The organism is Lonsdalea britannica (genome assembly GCF_003515985.1).
GTDB lineage: Bacteria > Pseudomonadota > Gammaproteobacteria > Enterobacterales > Enterobacteriaceae > Lonsdalea > Lonsdalea britannica.
Genome location: NZ_CP023009.1, coordinates 2,504,183 through 2,521,183, shown reverse-complemented (window position 1 = coordinate 2,521,183; position 17,001 = coordinate 2,504,183). Strand labels below are relative to the sequence as shown.

Here is a 17,001-nt window from a genome sequence, read left to right as displayed (position 1 = left end):
TGGACAGACATCAGATCTGGTAATCGAGGACGTTTTCGTTGTCGCTTTCGGAGAAGACCCGCTGCTTGATCTCTTCCAGCGTCAGTTCCGGGTTGCAAAGCTGGATGAACTGCCACGTGTAGTTGCGCTGAAGCTGGCCGCGTTTGAGTCCGAGCCAAACGGTATTCGCTTCGAACAAGTGTTCCGCTTCAATGCGCACCAACCCGGCGTCGCGAACGGGATCGTAGGATCTGTCCGCCAAAATACCCACCCCTAAACCTAATTCAACATAGGTCTTAATAACGTCTGAGTCCTGCGCGCTAATCGCGATATGGGGAGAAAGTCCCGCAGCAAGAAATGCCCGATCGATGCGCGAGCGCCCGGTAATGCCCTGACGATAGGTGATCAACGGCACCGTATTGAGTTTATCCAACGTGATGGGGCCGCCGTCCGCCAGCGGATGTCCTGACGGCACAAGAATGGAGTGATGCCAGCGATAGTAAGGAAATGCCGCCAATGACGTCGTATTCATCAGTTGTTCCGAGGCAATGCCGATGTCCGCTTCACCTGAAGACAGCATCGCCACAATTTCCTCCGGCGTTCCCTGATGCAGCACCAGTTGCACCTGCGGATATTGCGTCCTAAACGACTGGATGACCGACGGCAGGCTGTATCGCGCCTGAGTGTGCGTGGTGGCAATCACCAAGACCCCGGCGTCGTTGTCGCTGAAGACGTTAGCCAGCCTGCGGATGTGGTTGGCGTCGTTCAGGATACGTTCGGCCATCACCAGCAGCTCTTTTCCTGGCTCCGTCATTCCTAACAGACGCTTGCCGCGCCGGATGAAAATTTCTATGCCCAGCTCATCTTCCAGTTCACGAATATGGCGGCTCACCCCCGACTGCGATGTGTAGAGTGTGTTCGCCACCTCGGTCAGGTTATAGTTGCACCGTGCCGATTCCCGAATAATTCTCAGTTGTTGAAAGTTCACACTTCGCCCCGCCCTTGTGCTACTTGTTAGCACTATTCATACGAAGTAATGTTATTTCGTACAAATAAACAAAATTTCCTACATATAACTTTTAAAGATATAGAACGTCGCTAAATGAGCATGCTCGCCCTTCAGGCCGCGACTGACGGCCCGCTGCGCGCATCACCGCGTTGTCATTCATCAGGATCGAGACTGTGTTAACGGGAATTTTTTTTGCGCTATCCGCCGGATTGATGTGGGGACTCATCTTTATCGGCCCAATGATCATCCCCGACTATCCGGCGGCGCTGCAATCTAGCGGACGCTATCTGGCCTTTGGACTGATCGCCCTGCCGTTGGCGTGGCTCGACCGCAACCGACTGAAGAAACTGTCTCGCAGCGACTGGTTCGAGGCACTGCGCCTGTCGGCCGTCGGCAATCTGCTCTACTACCTGTTTCTCGCCAGTGCGATCCAGCGGACCGGCGCGCCGGTTTCCTCCATGATTATCGGCACGCTGCCGGTCATCATCGCCGTCAGCGCCAATCTGTTGTACGGCCGGGAGGACGGGCAGTTGGCGTGGCGACGGCTGATCCCGTCGCTTCTGCTCATCATTACCGGTCTGGTATTGGTCAATATCGCGGAGCGTCAGGGCGCCGCGGAGTCCGTGCCGCTGCCACGCTATCTCAGCGGCATTGCCCTCGCGCTGATGGCGGTCGTCTGCTGGACCTGGTATCCGTTGCGAAACTCCCGTTGGCTGCGGCAACATCCCTCACATCATCCCATGACCTGGGCTACGGCGCAGGGCATCGCTACGCTGCCGTTGGCTTTCGCAGCTTATGTGATGGTCGGCGGATATCTGGCGCTGACCTCGCCGTCGTTTTCATTGCCTCTTGGGCCTCGACCCGAACGGTTTGTGCTGCTGATGCTGGCGATCGGCCTGTTGGGGTCCTGGCTGGGGACGATATGCTGGAATGCCGCCAGTCAGCGGCTGCCCACAGCGCTGATGGGGCCTATGCTGGTATTCGAAACGCTTTCGGCGCTGGCCTATACGTTTATGCTGCGTCAAAGCTGGCCGCCGGTGATGACGCTCGCGGGTATCGCCTGTCTGGTCTGCGGCGTCATTAGCGCCATGCGCATCAAGCCGCAGCCCGTCGTCAGTGCCGACGTCATTCGCTAACGACCTATCCCGCGTCTTTTTGTCATAAAGACAACGCACGTCTTCCTCTGGGATCACGCGTAGTCAACGGCGACACACAGCCTGTCGCCGCACCATGTTCATCAGACTTTACGCCGCTATGACGGCGATCAGTAAATCCCTCGCCCGCATCGGTCATCATCAGACGCTAGGACACCGTATCCGGACTGCGCGTCCACCGGTCTTCTGCGTAATAAGCCCGATGAGAAACCGGTTAGCCTCAGCAAGATCTGCAAAAGGCAGACTAAGCTTCAACGCAGAACAAGGCTCGCGCCCCACGGCGCATCACGCCGCCGATACGTCATTCGGGGCGCTCTCCAGCGGGAGCGCCGAAGGAGATACCCACATGAAAAAAGTGATCACCGTCTGCCCTTATTGCGGGTCAGGCTGCAAAATCAATCTGCTGGTTGAGAACAATAAAGTCGTCGGCGCGGAAGGCGCACAGGGTGTGACCAATGAAGGCGAACTCTGCCTGAAGGGCTACTACGGCTGGGACTTTCTCAACGATACCAAACTGCTCACGCCACGGTTGAAAAACCCCATGATCCGCCGTCATAAAGGTGCGCAGTTCGAAGTGGTCTCGTGGGATGAAGCTATCGCATTCGCCAGCTCGCGACTGCTGGCCATCCGCGAAAAATACGGCCCCGACGCCATCATGCATACCGGCTCTTCCCGCGGCCCCGGTAACGAAACCAACTACGTGATGCAGAAGTTCGCCCGGGCGGTCACCGGCACCAATAACGTCGACTGCTGCGCTCGCGTATGCCACGGCCCTTCGGTTTCTGGCCTCGATGTGACGCTGGGCAACGGCGCGATGAGCAACTCGATTTGCGAAATTGAACATACCGAGTGCGTACTGGTGTTCGGCTATAACGCCGCCGACTCACACCCTATCGTCGCCCGCCGCATCCTCAAGGCGCGAGCGCGCGGCGCCAAGATCATCGTCTGCGATCCGCGCCACATTGAAACCGCTCGCATCGCCGATTTGTGGCTGCCGTTAAAAAACGGTTCCAATATGGCACTGGTTAACGCTTTCGCCAATGTACTGATTGATGAAGGTCTCTACGACAAGACGTTTGTAGAACAACATACCGAAGGCTTTGAGGAATATCGCGCCATCGTCGAGAAATATACGCCCGAGTATGTCGCCGAGATCACCGGGCTGGAGCCCACGCTGATCCGCGAGGCGATCCGCATGTATGCCGCCGCCCCTTCCGCCACCATTCTGTGGGGCATGGGCGTTACCCAGTGGACGCAGGGGGTGGACGTCGTCAAAGGGCTATCGGGACTGGCGCTGCTGACCGGTAATCTGGGCCGCCCCAACGTCGGCGTTGGCCCGGTGCGAGGACAAAATAACGTTCAGGGCGCTTGCGACATGGGTGCGCTGCCCAACCTGTTCCCCGGTTATCAGGACGTCACCGATCCGGCGATTCGCGCCAAATTCGCTCAGGCGTGGGGCGTACACTCTCTGCCCGCGCACAAAGGATTTACGCTGACCGACGTGCCGCACAAAATCAAAGCCGGGAAAATCAAGGCCAACTACCTGATGGGCGAAGATCCGCTACAAACCGAGCCAGACTTGTCGTTGGTCCGTCAGACATTCGATGAGCTGGAATTGCTGATCGTGCAGGATATTTTCATGACCAAAACGGCGTCTGTCGCCGACGTCATCTTTCCGGCGACCTCATGGGGCGAGCACGAGGGCGTTTACTCCGCCGCCGATCGCGGCTTCCAGCGCTTTTATAAAGCGGTGGAGCCTCAGGGTGACGTAAAACCCGACTGGGAAATCATCAGTCTGATGGCGACCGCCATGGGCTACCCAATGCACTACCGCAATACGCAGGAAATTTGGGACGAAATGCGCCAGCTGTGCCCACTCTATACCGGCGCAACCTACGAGAAAATGGCGGGGCTAGCCTGTATTCCGTGGCCCTGTGAGACGTTGGACAGTCCCGGAACGCCGTGGCTCTATGCGGGCAGCCAATTTGACCGTCCCAATGGCAAGGGGCTGCTATTCGCCACCGAGTGGCATCCGCCGATGGAGCAGACCGACAGCCAGTACCCGATGATCCTCTGCACGGTTCGCGAAGTCGGCCACTATTCCTGCCGTTCCATGACCGGTAACTGCACCGCCCTGCAAACGCTGGCGGATGAGCCGGGCTACGTGCAAATTAATCCGGTCGATGCCGCCGCGCTGGAATTACAGGATCAGCAGCTCATCTGGGTGGCGTCTCGTCGCGGCAAAGTCATTAGCCGGGCCGCGGTCAGCGAGCGGATTAATAAAGGTGCGGTCTACATGACCTACCAATGGTGGATCGGCGCCTGTAACGAACTGACGCTTGACGAGGTCGACCCTATCGCCAAGACGCCGGAATACAAACACTGTGCCGTGCGACTGGAACCGATCGCGGATCAACGCTGGGCGGAAGAGTATGTGCAGAAGGAATACAGCAAGTTGAAAGCGCATCTGCGCGATACAGCAGAAGTGTTCCACTAAACCTCACGTCATCATCGCGCCCTGCTCCACGGGCGCGTTTAACCAAGGCTCCATCCCCGTTCGATAAGCCCGACTTACTGGATCTGACCGGCACACGCTGTATTTACCGCCCCTGACGCCTTGTCAATAGACATGCATCACAGAGATGAAAAATAATGGCGTGATATTTAACGGCGGGAGTACCAACAAATAACATGGCAATTACATGCCTGATTGGAATTTAATTATTCTTGTCATCGCTGTAATGACATCAATAATATTTGACGGATATTTCCACTCATATTGTGACGTCTAAACGCGTTATCTAAATAATAACTCTGACGCCATATCGCCGCGTTATTCGAGCTAATAAATCTTATGGATAATTTAATTTGCTGCTAATTTGACCGCCGTCATAAGTAAATCTAATACCTGAAACAGGAGGATGGCGCTCAGACAAACAGCCCAATTAAATTAAATAAAAACAACAAGATAAAAAACAAACACACATAAGACACGGCACCGCTATGACGGGTAAATATCAAAAAAAACTCACTTTTCACTTTTTTTAGCGACAATTGTATTTCCCCTGACGAAAAAAAAACGGTAAAACCCTTGATTCGCTGTTATTCAATAAGGCAAACACAATACGCCCAATAACAAGTCAGGGTGTCGCCTGAGTGTGTAAGGAAATACGCATGAGACGCCACGCTGCAATAATACGGTGTTGTCTGTACACATTCATCAACATGAGGTTCGTATGCAAAGGCAGAAGTTACTTTTACAGATAGTGGTCGCTATCGTCATCGGGATCATCGTCGGATGGGCCTGTCATGAGTTCCTGGATGGTACTCGTGCCAAAGAAATTGCTTCCTATTTCAATCTGGTTACCGATATTTTCCTGCGCCTTATCAAGATGATTATCGCACCGTTGGTCTTCGCCACGCTGGTTTCTGGTCTTGCCAGTATGGGTGACTCTGCTGCCGTGGGCCGTGTTGGTCTGAAAGCCATGATCTGGTTCGTCACCGCGTCTATTCTGTCGTTGATTATCGGTATGGCGCTGGCCAACCTCTTCCAGCCGGGCGCGGGCATGAATCTGGTCGCAACCACCACGCACGTTTCTACCGGGTTGAGCACCGACGGATTCACGTTGAAAAGCTTCATCAGCCACATCTTCCCGAAAAGTATTGTGGAAGCGATGGCGAACAACGAAATTTTGCAGATTCTGGTCTTCTCCCTCTTCTTCGGCTCCGCGCTGGCTTATGTGAAACAACACAACAAGCATGCCACCACGATTCAGTCTTTGATCGACGAACTCGCTAAAGTGATGTTCCGTGTCACAGATTACGTGATGGGACTGGCGCCGATTGCCGTATTCGCCGCTATCGCCTCCGCAATCACGACTCAGGGCTTGGGCCTGCTGTATGACTTCGGCAAGCTGATCGGTGAGTTCTACATCGGCTTAGCGCTGTTATGGGGCGCTTTGTTCCTGGTGGGCTATGCCTTCCTGGGCAAACGCATCGTCATCCTGGGTAAATTGATCCGCGAACCAACCGTACTGGCTTTCGCCACCGCCAGCAGCGAATCCGCCTATCCGAAAACCATGGAAGCGCTGACCAAATTCGGCGTGCCGAAGAAAATCTCCAGCTTCGTGCTGCCGCTGGGTTATTCCTTTAACCTTGATGGCTCCATGATGTATCAGTCCTTCGCCATCCTGTTCATCGCGCAGGCCTATAACATCGACCTGAGCCTGACCCAGCAGATTCTGATCCTGCTGACGCTGATGATCACCAGTAAAGGCATGGCCGGCGTCGCCCGCGCTTCCGTCGTGGTCGTCGCCGCAACGCTGCCGATGTTCAGCCTGCCGGAAGCGGGTATTCTGCTGATTCTGGGCATCGACCAATTCCTGGATATGGGCCGTACCGCCACCAACGTCATCGGCAACAGCATTTCCACCGCGGTGGTTTCCAGTCTGGAAAAAAATGTTCATGACGACGAGGAGGAGGATGAAGCAACAGACGCCTCCGCCCCTCAGGCAACTGAAACCGGGCAACAACACGCCTGAGTCTCCTGCCAACCATAAAAAACAGCGGCGATTTAGCCGCTGTTTTTTTGCCCTCCGCGCCTACTTACTCCGCAATCGTTTCTAAAAAACCATCACTTTGCGCATTCTGCCAGCAAACGAACCGGATTTAGGGTTTCGGCCTTTGACATGCCCTCAGCCCCTCGTTATTATGCGCCCCGTTCACACGATTCCTCTGTAGTTCAGTCGGTAGAACGGCGGACTGTTAATCCGTATGTCACTGGTTCGAGTCCAGTCAGAGGAGCCATATTCTTATTTTCATGCCGCTTTGCGAATCCCTATGTAATTCAGATTTAATAAGTTAGCGTGAAAAGCCTTCCCGATGCATTTTCAGTTTACCCTCCGCATCGGGAGAATTTGGTGGTCAGATTTGGGGTCAAGTTGGTTCGATGACGGAGTGACCCCAAAATGTCTCTTAACGACAAAAAAATCCGCAACTTAAAACCATCCACAAAACCCTTCAAAGTCTCCGATTCTCACGGTCTATACCTTTTAGTTAATCCAAGCGGTTCACGTCTTTGGTATCTCAAATATCGTATCAATAGAAAAGAATCCCGCCTCGGCTTAGGTGCCTATCCCGGTGTATCTTTGGCCGATGCTCGTCAACAACGTGACGGAATCCGCAAATTGCTGGCGCAGAATATCAATCCAGCACAACAACGCTCTGCTGAGAGAGCCACTGCCTCATCAGAGGAAACCTTCAAATCAGTGGCGATAAGTTGGCATAAAAGCAACAGAGCATGGTCGGAGAACCATGCAACCCGCCTGCTTGCCAGCATGAACAATCATATCTTCCCGATAATTGGACAACTGCCAGTCACTGAACTGAAAACCCGCCATTTCATCGACCTGCTGAAAGGGATTGAGAAAAAAGGTCTGCTGGAAGTGGCGGCGCGCACTCGGCAACATATGTGCAATATCATGCGCCATGCCGTGCACCAGGAGTTGATAGAGCATAATCCGGCAGCCAATCTGGACGGTATCATCACCCCGCCCGTTAAACGCCACTACCCTGCCCTTACGCTAGAAAAACTACCGGAACTGTTGACTCGCATTGAGGATTACAAGCAAGGGCGAGAATTAACCCGTTTGGCTGTATCACTTACTCTGCTCCTTTTCATCCGCTCCAGCGAGTTGCGCTTTGCCCGTTGGTCTGAGATTGATTTCAGAAACAAAATCTGGATCATTCCGGCTACTCGTGAAGCCATCCCCGGAGTGCGTTATTCCGGACGTGGTGCCAAAATGCGCACGCCGCATATCGTTCCCCTCTCCCGTCAGTCCATCACTATTTTGAAACAGATACGGGAAATCTCAGGGCATCAGGAACTCATATTTCCCGGTGCTCATAATCCGTATAAGCCAATGTGCGAAAACACGGTCAACAAGGCTTTGCGCCTGATGGGTTATGACACAAAAGATGAAATCTGCGGTCACGGATTCCGGACAATGGCCTGTAGTGCCTTGATGGAATCTGGACTATGGGCTGAAGTGGTTTACTGAATTTGGCCACCTGAACAGAGGTGATATGCTCACCTCAGAACAACACAGGTGCTCCAATGAAAAGAAGAAATTTTAGTCCTGAATTCAAACGCGAATCTGCTCAGCTGGTTGTCGATCAAAACTACACCGTCTCTGATGCCGCCAAGGCTATGGATGTAGGTCTTTCCACGATGACGAAATGGGTCAAACAACTGCGTGATGAGCGTCAGGGCAAAACACCAAAAGCCTCCCCGATAACGCCGGAACAAATCGAAATACGTGAGCTCAGGAAGAAGATGCAACGTATTGAAATGGAAAACGAAATATTAAAAAAGGCTACCGCGCTCTTGATGTCAGACTCCCTGAACAGTTCTCGATAATCGGGAAACTCAGGGCGCGTTATCCTGTGGCCACACTCTGCCATGTGTTCGGGGTTCATCGCAGCAGCTACAAATACTGGAAAAACCGTCCTGAAAAGCCAGACGGCAGACGGGCTATATTACGCAGTCAGGTACTTGAGCTGCATGGCATCAGCCACGGTTCGGCCGGAGCAAGAAGCATCGCCACAATGGCAACCCAGAGAGGCTACCAGATGGGGCGCTGGCTTGCCGGCAGGCTCATGAAAGAGCTGGGACTGGTCAGTTGCCAGCAGCCGACTCACCGGTATAAACGTGGCGGTCATGAGCACGTTGCTATCCCGAACCATCTTGAGCGACAGTTCGCCGTAACGGAGCCCAACCAGGTGTGGTGCGGTGATGTGACCTATATCTGGTCAGGTAAACGCTGGGCGTACCTCGCCGTTGTTCTCGACCTGTTCGCAAGAAAACCAGTGGGTTGGGCAATGTCGTTCTCGCCGGACAGCAGACTCACCATGAAGGCGTTGGAAATGGCATGGGAAACTCGCGGTAAGCCCGCTGGGGTGATGTTCCACAGCGACCAGGGCAGTCACTATACAAGCAGGCAGTTCCGGCAGTTACTGTGGCGATACAGAATCAGACAGAGTATGAGCCGGCGCGGAAACTGCTGGGATAACAGCCCAATGGAGCGCTTCTTCAGGAGTCTGAAGAACGAATGGGTGCCGGTGACGGGTTACGTAAGCTTCAGCGATGCAGCTCACGCCATAACGAACTATATCGTTGGATATTACAGTGCACTAAGACCGCACGAATATAATGGTGGGTTACCACCAAACGAATCGGAAAACCGATACTGGAAAAACTCTAACGCGGTGGCCAGTTTTCGTTGACCACTACACTGTCAGATATGTGGTAAGGCTCTGGATGAAGACAGTTTTTCCAACACCGCCGTCAGCATGGAGGAATACGGGAAGATTGCTGGCTTCGATCTCGTCTTTGACATCTTGCGAGGCGCTGCGCTCAACGACATCACCAACATCAACAAACCGCGTATCCGCTGGAAATAACTGATCCTCATCACATTCAAGAGCATCGAGGATATCTTCACGCCTGATAGAATTCTTGCCCTGCCCCTCGATTTGCGACTTCTCTCGGACAATCTCTACGAGTGCAAACAGCCTCCTTGCAGCCAGTCCGCTTGAGTCAGCCGACCAATCACTGATTGTTCGTCGCAAGAATCGGTTCTGCGCAGGCAAATCATTTGTTGCAGCGCGAAACTCGATGAGCAGGAAAATGTCCTCCGCTTCGACCTTCTCTTCCTTGCACCAGGTTTTGAGGTACTCAAGTTGCTTCTTGGCGCTATTGGACCCCGGTGCGCGACCCGATTTCAAGCACGCGATAGCATCCCAAAGCTCACCAGAAAATTCCGCATTCGTCACGAACCCGAATGACAGTTTCTTCGCTATGTCTTCATCCGAAATGCTGACCTTAAAGTTTCGCAGTGTTGCGGCGAATTTCTTGATCGTTTTTTTCAGATAGGATGATGTGACGGGCTCGGAAGCTTCCTTGTATTTGAACTGCAAAATCTGCTGGGCTGTGCAGGTTTCGAAAGTATCTCCATTGCCATAATAAAGAACAAGGTCGGCTATATCCTCTGCCTCTTTTCCAAGCTTTAGATCTTCGTTAGGGGATAGGCCTTCGATCACTATCGCGAAAAGATTATCCTTCGGGAACACAAGCTGAAGAGCTCGCCGCGCTGTCCACCTTTCATGAAAAGTGTGTCCCGCACGTGATACTCTGACTTTGTCTACGTTCCTTACTGCTATATTCATAGAAATCTTGACCCTTAAAAATTATTTGATTTCACCATATCCACGTTTAGAGACCCAAGCCAGAACATAATATTGTAACTACTTGAATACTTTGAACGTCCGCTATTGGCGCAGACTGTGTGAAAACACTTGCCAAAAACTTAGGGCGCGCGTCTACGCAAAATATGAAATTGCTCAATTGGTTAGTTAGGGCCAAATTTTACACACGAGCACGGTTTTTAGCTCTATTTTCGGCAGTCTCTCTTTGACCAAAAACCTTTTCACACAACATATGCACAGAACAGGCTCCCTGGTATTTTCTCGGGTACAATTCCACTATGAGGACAGAAACAACACTACCCTCGTAGACATAACCATAGTAACGATTACCAAATGAACGTAGACCGCTCAAATCAGTTTTATGTAACCAGCTTCGATTGGTGGTCATTCTGGTGGTCTTGACAAGAGGGGAATTCAGGATTAGCTTAATTATTAGCCAGTTACTGGCAAAGGCGATCCCAGTCAGAGGAGCCAATTTTAGAAAAGCCCGCTTAAGGAAACTTAAGCGGGCTTTTTGTTTGCATGTACCTAAGCAAGTTCTTTAGCGTTTTGATGCGGTAAGGTAACGAGAACGCTTTCAACTGCGTTTCAGGCTTTTTCTCCGCATCGGGGAATTTGATGGTCAGATTTGGGGGCAGGTTGGTTCGATGACGGAGTGCCCCCCAAATGTCTCTTATATGTCACGAAAATCCGCAAGTTAACATTTCCCGCTCCCCCCATAAAACTATCTGACTCACACAGTCCATATCTCCGCGTTAAACCTGCTTGTTCACGTCTCTGGTACTTCACCATTTCGATAGTAAAAAGTTTCAAGACCGTTGCGCTACGGTGGCTTAAAAGCAACAGAACTTAATCGAAAAACTAGGCCGCTTGCCTGCCTGAGCAATTATGTTTTTCCGGCGATCGGTAATCACCCGATAACGGAACTCAAAACCCGGCACTTCACTGCCCTGCTGAAGGGTATTGAGAAAAACGGTTTGCTGGAGATCGCATCCCGAGCACAGCAGCATCTGTGCAACATTATGCGTTACGCGGTTCAGCAAGGATGGGTGGGAAATAATCCGGAGCTAGATTTAGTTAGCGTAACCGCTTCGTCAGTGAAATGTTATTACCTGAATCTGCCGCTGGCAGCGTCTGCCTGAGTTGCTGGAACGCATTGAAAACTATTAGCAAGGCCGGGAACTGACCCAGCTGGCGGTATTGCTCACCCTGCACTTGTTCATCAGTTCCAGCGAATTGTGCTTGGCTCGCTCGCACAAGAGAGATTTTAAAAATGGACTGCCCCCACATCAAAATATCTCCTTTCCCCTTTATTAACATCGCGCTTTATATTCCTGTCGGCCGCACCAGCGGATCACACTGACGTACCACTCCAAGAAAACGGTCAAACTGGCAACATTGGCGGCGTCACATACGTCTCAACATGCAGAGGTAGAGGTTCGCGAGGCTCCCCTCGTAATTTTGATGTTGGGCGATTTAGAGGAAACCCTACCCGAGCAAAAACGTTGTTGGGTTAAACGGTTGAAACGCCGTTACCGGTCAGATTCGAAAATCTGATTACGCAATTTCGCGAGGCGGGAAGCCACTTGCCTGTTTTAGATCCCTAGATTCATGTTCTGACAAATAAAACTAAGGATCGCCGCATGAACAAAACCACGGCAACAACCGGTTGTGCTCCGCGCTTTTCAGACAATTAACGAATAAAATTGTTTTGCTGGGGATGGGTATGAGTCGCTCGGTCTCCAGCTCGCTCGCCGATCTCAACGCAGTGTCAGCGGTGGGATCCCTACATACGGGCTCCGATAAGCGCAGGAGACCCTATTGTCGTTCAGCTTTTACCCCCAAACGGTGAACTCTATTTCCAGATAATCTCATGATAGTGGGTCGCTAAAAAACACGACCGTTCGCCCCTTCGTTAATCAAGGTAAGGCCTAATCGCGTAATACCAGGACGACCGCTGTTGATGAGTGCAGCGTGTTAATCACCCGGTCGTTTTCTGGCGATGAATCGCTGGCGGCCACATTGGGCGGAGGTTCCATTATGGGATATATTAGGGGCAATCTCTTTATGACAGGTAACATCGGCAATGGCACTAATCCCCAAAAACTACACGCGTTTAGAAAGCGGATATCGTGAAAAAGCACTAAAAATCTATCCGTGGATATGTGGACGCTGCTCGCGGGAGTTTGTTTATTCAAACTTGCGGGAATTGACCGTTCACCATATCGATCACGACCACACCAATAATCCGGAAGACGGCAGTAACTGGGAGCTCTTGTGCCTTTATTGCCATGACCACGAACACTCGAAGTACACGGAAGCGGATCAGTACGGCTCAACCGTGGTGGCGGGCGAAGACGCACAAAACGATATCGACGCGGCAACCTATAATCCTTTTGCCGATTTAAAATCCATGATTAACAAGAAGAAATAACTCCGCGTGGCATCACTTGATGCCTTGGGGTGGTTTCGACAGACATTGCAGCATCATTCGAATCGAAGCTTAGCCACTGATGAGCGAAGGCGATCCCGCTAGATTCCCTAAAATCAACGCCAAGGTATTCAACAGAATGCCGTGGCGTTTTTTCCATTCATGAGTAAAAAAACGGCGCGTTCCGCTTCCAATCTGTTCCATTGAAAGCCCATACGGTGATAAAGCATAACGTGCGCGCTGACCCGACAAGCACCTCTTCGGCATGTCTCGGTCTGACTCCTGGTGACGTTAGGATTGACTAAATGAGACCGTCTAAACGCGCGGTCCTGATACCGCAGCCGCGACCGCATGGCTGTCTTCCAGCATACGGAAACGGACGATTTTACCGTCTCGGACGGTCAGTACGAAAGCAAAGGGGCTGGTAATCAACCGTCCGGTGGCCTTAACCCGGGAGGCTAACTCACCCACCGCCACCGCCTCCTCGGCATCAGCCAGAATTCGCCGCACCTCGAATCGCTCAGGGGCAATCTGTGCCACCAGTTCCATAAGGAAAGCACTCACCTCCTGGCGATCCCGGCGCGGGCCGATCCAGGGCACCGTGTCCCGATCGCCCGGGATGTCCCAGTCCACGTCTTCTGCAAACAGTTCGAGCACCCCCTCCAGAGCCAGAGGATCGTCCGGCGTCGCCCACAGGACCGCCCATCGTTCAAAATAAAGTGAAGCAATCTGGTGAGGTGTCGGAGAAGAAACACCGTCACGGTACAGCGCAACACGCCTGCGGTCTTCGCTGGTGAAGTCGGGATCGACATAGATGAACGCTCGCTTGACCAACAGCCCGTCGAACTCGAAGACGGTGGCAAAACGGCCTTGCGAAATATCGCCATCCGGCCACGCCCGCCCCTCTGCGGTCACTCCCCACTCTCGCCCTTCCACGACGATGCGATCGCCGTCAACGGTGAAGACCAATCCATCAATGTCATGAGAGAGCGTCGCTGCGTCTCTGGCGATGCGCGTTGCAAACAGGGCAAGCGCAGCCTTACCTCGCATCGCGCCGAACTTGGGGAAGAAGAACTCGACATCTTCTGTGAACAAGTCCAGCAAAGTGGCGGATCTTGCATCCACCTCGCGAAAGTAGCGACGAACGATTTCGATACGGCTTTCGGAAAGATCAGACATGCGCTTGCTCCATTTATGTAATAGAGATTACATTATTGGCACGCGGATTTACCTCGTCAATATTTATGTAATAGGTTTTACAAAAAGGAGATCCTATGGCCCGTGGACGTCCCCGGAGCTTCGATCGTGATACGGCACTCCAACGCGCGATGGAAATTTTTTGGGCCAAAGGCTATGAAGCCGCCCAGCTTTCCGAACTGATGGCCGCGATGGGCATTAACCCGCCCAGTTTCTACGCCGCCTTCGGATCGAAAGAAGCGTTATACCGAGAAGCGCTCGACCTTTATCTTGCAACGGCTGGTTCCGTCAGCATGAACGCGCTGGCCGACAGCGGAAACATACGCGATGTCATCAAGACCATGCTACTGGCGAGTCTGGACACCGCGCTGTCCAGCCCCTCTTCGGGAGGCTGTTTAGTCACTCTCGGCCTAATCAACTGCCTGCCACAAAATGCCTCCCTGCGCGATCGCATGCGTGAACTTCGGCACAGCACCATACGCCTGATCCGCCTGCGACTGGAGCGTGCAATCGCCGATGGCGAGCTGCCGCCCGATACCGACACAGAACGACTCGCCACGTACTTCGCCGCGATAATTCAGGGTATTTCGCTTCAGGCGCAGGATGGCGCAGGCCGCGAAACGCTGCTCGGGATTGTTGAAACGTCGATGAGCGCATTAAAGGAGGGATAAGCGGCCGTTGGTTGTCATTTCGTCGAAACGGCGACGAGGTGTCCAGCAGCGTTTATCACCTCGAAGCGTGCCGGTCCCTTAGCTTCAGCGATCGAGCTGTAAACGCGGAAGGGATAAGATGCCGCCAACGCGAAGGGTATCTCCTCAACTCTCCCCACGATTTGAGAAAAAGCGACACCCAATAAAAATATCGCGATGGCATCCTGTATTTGTGCTTCTGTGACTTTATAAAAAACGCTCATATCGCCCAATGCAGGTAAAAATATATCCGTAGAAATTAATCCACCCACAGATAGGCAGGCAATGAGCACTACAAGTGGCTTTGAAATAGTGTTATTCATTTCGGTTCCAACTCATTTCAGGAGTTACCGAATATAATAAAGCGCACAGTCGGTGAAAACACCGGATAGCTAAACGCACTGTTTCATATTAGTAAACAGTCTATTCGTTTTTTGGTATTGGGTTTCCTTATATTGCAAGCCTAATAAAATAAACAAGAATTTATTCACGGATGTTTTTTATAATTAACGCAATCATTATAAAACAATAAGATACTTTAATTAATTACCTCTGATGCACCGTAATATAAATAGATTAAATATAGGGCCATAATATTTAATTAAGATGATGGTAACCCAACGGTATACCCTAAATATGAATAATTGGACGGTCCCTGCCACGGTAGACAATCCTGCCCTATATTTTGAGCATAGGAGGAGCGTATGGGCACACCACGACGTACACCTGAATATGAAAAAGAGGCCGTCCGGCAGATCACTAAGCGTGGCTATTCCGTTGCTGAAGTTTCCGACCGGCTGGGCGGTATCATCGCCCCTCCGTTAAACGCCACTGCCTCTTCTTCCACTGGACGGCTGCCGGGACTATTGGCTCGTCTCTGATGGTCCGCTTCCCAATGTGCCAAACTCAGCGGCGACCTGAACGTAAAAAGCGTTTACCTGCTCTTTTTCCAAAATCTGAAAGAACCGCGCGGCCTCCTCTTCAGTGACCACCAGCGTGACTTGAACCGGCTGGTCGGAGAGATCAAAAAGGTTGACCGCATGCACGGTTCCATCGTGCCCCAGCCCGCCAAGCGCGCCGTTCAGCGTCGCGCCGCGAATGCCCTGACGTCGGGCTTCTTCGATCAGCCATTGCGCAAGAGGACGTTGTCCATGTAAACGGTCCTGCTGGGTAAAAAACGTTATTTGATAGCCGTGCATACGTCACCTCAGAAACAGTAAGTTATTCTGGATACGTGATAAGAAAACAGTTCATCACATTGGTGTTGATGGGGTATCGCCCACATCAATAGTCGGTGTGACTGACATACCAACACGTAGCCTCATCACGTCTTTTTGCTCTTTATCCAGTCGGATACGAACAGGTAGTCGCTGAACGATTTTGGTGAAATTCCCCGTCGCATTATGTGGTGGCACCAGTGAAAAGCTTGCGCCGCTAGCAGGCCCGACACTTAATACATGCCCGGTAAGATGTACGTCGGGCAACGCATCCACCGTGATGTCTACGGCCTGTCCAACCTGTATACGCGCTAACTGGGTTTCACGAAAATTGGCTTCAATGTAGATCTTATCCAGCGGCACCAGGGTAAGCTGCGGCTCGCCCACATGCGCATACCCTCCGACACGCGCATGGCGTTGCGCCACCGTGCCGGCTATCGGGGCGGCTACCTGTGTATAGGATAGCCGCAGGTCAGCATCCGCTTTTTCCGCCCGGGCCTTATCCAGCTCGGCATGTAGAACCTTTACCTGCTGTTCGGCTGAGCGCAATCCCGCCCGATCTCGTTCATAAGCGGCACGCTGTACGCCCCACTCCGCTTCGGCCTGCTGCTGGTCCTTTACTGTACCTGAACCGTCACGGGCAAGATTGATAAAGCGCTGGTGGTTTCGTTCCGCCAGTTTGAGGTTAGCATTTGAGGCGGCAACCGCCGCATTTGCCTGCGCAATCAGGCTTTGCTGACGTTCCAATTGTGCATTGAGTCTGTCGATATTGGCCTGCGCATTTTCGCGCGCAACCACCAATTCTCGATCATCAATTTGAAATAAAGGCGCCCCTTGCTCTACCTGTTGGTTGTCATCCACGGAAACCGTGTTAATTACACCTGAAACCTGAGGGGCAATCACGGTGAAATCCGCACGTACATAAGCATCATCTGTGCTTTGCGAGGCGGCGCCGGCCTCCGATTTGTTCAGTACCCAGATAGCCGAGATCACCATGACGGCGGCCATCAGTGCGAGGGTGATTTTCAGTTTAGATTTAGTAGTCATGTTCACTTTTCTT

At 52.2% G+C, this 17,001-nt stretch carries 14 protein-coding genes, 1 tRNA gene and 2 pseudogenes; 10 read left to right on the top strand and 7 right to left on the bottom strand.

Annotated features, from left to right (window positions below; all coding sequences use genetic code 11):
- Positions 1-10: 10 nt before the first annotated feature.
- A complete protein-coding gene (cbl, locus tag CKQ53_RS11535; RefSeq protein WP_085653746.1) occupies positions 11-967 on the bottom strand; it encodes an HTH-type transcriptional regulator Cbl in 957 nt (318 codons plus the stop codon).
- Between the two features lie 233 nt (positions 968-1,200).
- Between cbl and CKQ53_RS11530 the strand changes: the two genes are divergently transcribed.
- The 6 genes and pseudogenes from CKQ53_RS11530 (at position 1,201) to CKQ53_RS11500 (ending at position 9,426) form a co-directional block, all read left to right on the top strand.
- Positions 1,201-2,124: a DMT family transporter gene (locus CKQ53_RS11530; protein ID WP_420844240.1), complete on the top strand. Its 924-nt coding sequence runs from the start codon at positions 1,201-1,203 to the stop codon at positions 2,122-2,124.
- A gap of 364 nt (positions 2,125-2,488) precedes the next feature.
- Positions 2,489-4,639 (top strand): formate dehydrogenase subunit alpha, encoded by a 2,151-nt coding sequence (fdhF, locus tag CKQ53_RS11525; protein WP_118895007.1) that lies wholly within the window; start codon positions 2,489-2,491, stop codon positions 4,637-4,639.
- 739 nt (positions 4,640-5,378) lie between these two features.
- Positions 5,379-6,683, top strand: coding sequence for a dicarboxylate/amino acid:cation symporter (locus tag CKQ53_RS11520; RefSeq protein ID WP_085653743.1), 1,305 nt, complete (start codon positions 5,379-5,381; stop codon positions 6,681-6,683).
- Positions 6,684-6,872: 189 nt separating this feature from the next.
- Positions 6,873-6,948: transfer RNA gene (locus tag CKQ53_RS11515), tRNA-Asn, on the top strand.
- 161 nt (positions 6,949-7,109) lie between these two features.
- Positions 7,110-8,189 (top strand): annotated as a pseudogene (locus CKQ53_RS11510) (tyrosine-type recombinase/integrase); the annotation flags it as partial.
- 68 nt (positions 8,190-8,257) lie between these two features.
- Positions 8,258-9,426, top strand: a protein-coding gene (locus CKQ53_RS11500; RefSeq protein ID WP_118894811.1) for an IS3 family transposase whose coding sequence is annotated in 2 segments (ribosomal slippage) — positions 8,258-8,507 and positions 8,507-9,426 — 1,170 coding nt in all. Because the reading frame shifts where the segments join, the coding sequence is not laid out codon by codon here.
- Positions 9,427-9,429: 3 nt separating this feature from the next.
- Here the strand turns inward: CKQ53_RS11500 and CKQ53_RS11495 are convergent.
- Positions 9,430-10,368 carry a hypothetical protein gene (locus tag CKQ53_RS11495; RefSeq protein ID WP_118895005.1) on the bottom strand — a complete coding sequence of 313 codons (939 nt, stop codon included), beginning with the start codon at positions 10,366-10,368 and terminating at the stop codon, positions 9,430-9,432.
- An 857-nt stretch (positions 10,369-11,225) separates the two neighbouring features.
- On the opposite strand from CKQ53_RS11495, the gene CKQ53_RS19025 reads away from it, so the two are divergent.
- Positions 11,226-11,549 (top strand): phage integrase central domain-containing protein, encoded by a 324-nt coding sequence (locus tag CKQ53_RS19025; RefSeq protein WP_409359771.1) that lies wholly within the window; start codon positions 11,226-11,228, stop codon positions 11,547-11,549.
- On the opposite strand, the gene CKQ53_RS18980 is transcribed toward CKQ53_RS19025, so the two are convergent.
- The gene (locus CKQ53_RS18980; RefSeq protein ID WP_139824068.1) at positions 11,485-11,697 is read right to left on the bottom strand and encodes a hypothetical protein; all 213 of its coding nucleotides are present in this window, start codon (positions 11,695-11,697) and stop codon (positions 11,485-11,487) included. The genes CKQ53_RS19025 and CKQ53_RS18980 overlap by 65 nt on opposite strands.
- Before the next feature lie 796 nt (positions 11,698-12,493).
- Here CKQ53_RS18980 and yajD point away from each other — a divergent pair.
- A complete protein-coding gene (gene yajD / locus CKQ53_RS11485) occupies positions 12,494-12,841 on the top strand; it encodes an HNH nuclease YajD (RefSeq protein WP_085653697.1) in 348 nt (115 codons plus the stop codon).
- Positions 12,842-13,153: 312 nt separating this feature from the next.
- Here the strand turns inward: yajD and CKQ53_RS11480 are convergent, their stop codons facing one another.
- Entirely contained in the window at positions 13,154-14,017 is an 864-nt protein-coding gene (locus CKQ53_RS11480; RefSeq protein ID WP_094118789.1) for a nuclear transport factor 2 family protein, read from the bottom strand.
- 95 nt (positions 14,018-14,112) lie between these two features.
- Here CKQ53_RS11480 and CKQ53_RS11475 point away from each other — a divergent pair, with 95 nt between their 5' ends.
- On the top strand, positions 14,113-14,706 hold the full coding sequence (locus CKQ53_RS11475; RefSeq protein WP_208640002.1) for a TetR/AcrR family transcriptional regulator: 594 nt from the start codon (positions 14,113-14,115) through the stop codon (positions 14,704-14,706).
- A 14-nt stretch (positions 14,707-14,720) separates the two neighbouring features.
- Here CKQ53_RS11475 and CKQ53_RS18575 read toward each other — a convergent pair whose 3' ends face one another.
- Complete coding sequence (locus CKQ53_RS18575) at positions 14,721-15,047, bottom strand: hypothetical protein (protein ID WP_176223490.1); 327 nt, start codon at positions 15,045-15,047, stop codon at positions 14,721-14,723.
- A gap of 381 nt (positions 15,048-15,428) precedes the next feature.
- Between CKQ53_RS18575 and CKQ53_RS19070 the strand changes: the two are divergent.
- Positions 15,429-15,527, top strand: a pseudogene (locus tag CKQ53_RS19070) (transposase); the annotation flags it as partial.
- A 60-nt stretch (positions 15,528-15,587) separates the two neighbouring features.
- On the opposite strand, the gene CKQ53_RS11465 reads toward CKQ53_RS19070, so the two are convergent.
- Positions 15,588-15,923 (bottom strand): DUF190 domain-containing protein, encoded by a 336-nt coding sequence (locus CKQ53_RS11465; RefSeq protein ID WP_085652422.1) that lies wholly within the window; start codon positions 15,921-15,923, stop codon positions 15,588-15,590.
- A 54-nt stretch (positions 15,924-15,977) separates the two neighbouring features.
- Positions 15,978-16,988 (bottom strand): HlyD family secretion protein, encoded by a 1,011-nt coding sequence (locus tag CKQ53_RS11460; RefSeq protein WP_094118790.1) that lies wholly within the window; start codon positions 16,986-16,988, stop codon positions 15,978-15,980.
- Positions 16,989-17,001 lie beyond the last annotated feature (13 nt).